Raw genomic sequence first — 1,505 nt, forward strand, 5'->3', positions numbered from 1 at the left:
ACCGCCGCGATCGGGGTGGTCGGCGCCTGTCTGACCGCGATCGGTACGCCCTATTGGGTGATGTGGCTGGGGCGGCTGATCTTCGGGATTGCCGAAGGGGCGATTTTCATGGCGCTGGTCGCAGGGCTTGCCTTGTGGTTTCCGCGCAGCGGGATTGCGCTGGCCACGGGGCTGTTCCTGTCGCTGGCGCGGGTCGGATCGTTTTTGTGCAACACCTCGTCGACCTGGGCGCGGCCGCTTTATGATGCCGGATGGCAGCCGCCTTTGTGGCTGGGGGCGGGGATTACCGGGCTGGGCCTGGCGGCGGCGCTGGTGTTTTACGCGCTCGAACCGAGCCGCCCGGCTCTGCCGGTGACGGCACGGGCTGCACCGGCGACGCCGCGCGGGTTGGCGCGGCTGCGGTTTGATGCGGCGTTCTGGTACATTCTGGGTCTCCATGTGCTTTATGCGGCGGTGTTTTTTCCCTTTCGCCAGACCTATGCGGTCGAATACTTTCAGCATGCCAAGCACTTGTCATTACAGGCGGCAGGCCAGGTCAATTCGGGGGTGTTTGCCGCCGCGATCTTTGCCACGCCGTTGTTCGGCGTGCTGGCCGACCGTTTTGGCAACCGCGCGATGATGCTGGTGTTCGGCACGCTGCTCTTGCCGGTCACGCTGGCCGTGCTGGGGCTGACCAATATCAATCCGTGGATTTCGACCGTGCTGATGGGGATCAGCTGGGGTCTGGTGCCGGCGGTGATCTGGCCGGCGACGACGATGATCGTCCCGCGCGAACGGCTGGGCACGGCGCTTGGCCTGATCACCTTGATTCAATCGCTGGGGATTGCTGCGTCAAACCTTATCGCCGGGGCGCTGGCCGACCGTGCCGGGGCGGGGCCTGCGCATCCGCAAGGCTATGACGTGATCCTGCTGTTCTTTGGCGCGATCAGCCTCGCTGCACTGGTGTCGGTGTTTATGCTCTGGCGGCACGAGACCGGGCCCTGTGGCCACGGTCTCGAGCATCCTTAGCCAACGAGGTGCGCGTTCTCGATGGTCAACTGGAACAGCGATTGCAGAGCGCTCGCAATGCTTTGGTTGGACTGTACCGTATAAACCAGCGGAGAGCCGTTGGTAGCGTTTGAGGCGCACGATTGCAGTGCGGGCAGAACATTGGGTAGATAAGGTGTTACATTGCTGACTGACCAGCTGTCGTTGGAAATAACAGTCGGGTCGTAATACGTATAAAGGATGGCAATCTTGATGCCGCGCGCTTTTATTTTTGTGCATTGGGCAAGGTCGGTCGCGTTGAATTCACGATTTGTGCGGCTGCCACTGATCAATTCGTCAGATACCCCGTCGGTGATTAACAACATGACTTCTTGCGGTGTGCTGGCGCTTGCCCCTGTGCCTGGTGTCGGCATGACCGCGTTCATCGATGACAGCATGTTGTAGGTTTCGGTGACAGCGTCACCCTGAGAGCAGCAGGAAGACGAATAGGCGTTGTTCCCGTTCCACCAATCCTGCGC

2 protein-coding genes are annotated in these 1,505 nt (G+C 61.2%); one reads left to right on the forward strand and one right to left on the reverse strand.

The annotated features are described in order from the left end of the window. The coding region (locus tag P4L78_RS12670; protein ID WP_309328414.1) for an MFS transporter at positions 1 to 1,008 on the forward strand (1,008 nt) is incomplete at its 5' end. On the opposite strand, the gene P4L78_RS12675 is transcribed toward P4L78_RS12670, so the two are convergent. Then, positions 1,005 to 1,505: hypothetical protein (locus P4L78_RS12675; protein ID WP_309328415.1), on the reverse strand; the 501-nt coding region annotated here is incomplete at its 5' end. The genes P4L78_RS12670 and P4L78_RS12675 overlap by 4 nt on opposite strands.

Source organism: Silvimonas sp. (assembly GCF_031291215.1).
Classification (GTDB): Bacteria; Pseudomonadota; Gammaproteobacteria; order Burkholderiales; family Chitinibacteraceae; genus Silvimonas; species Silvimonas soli.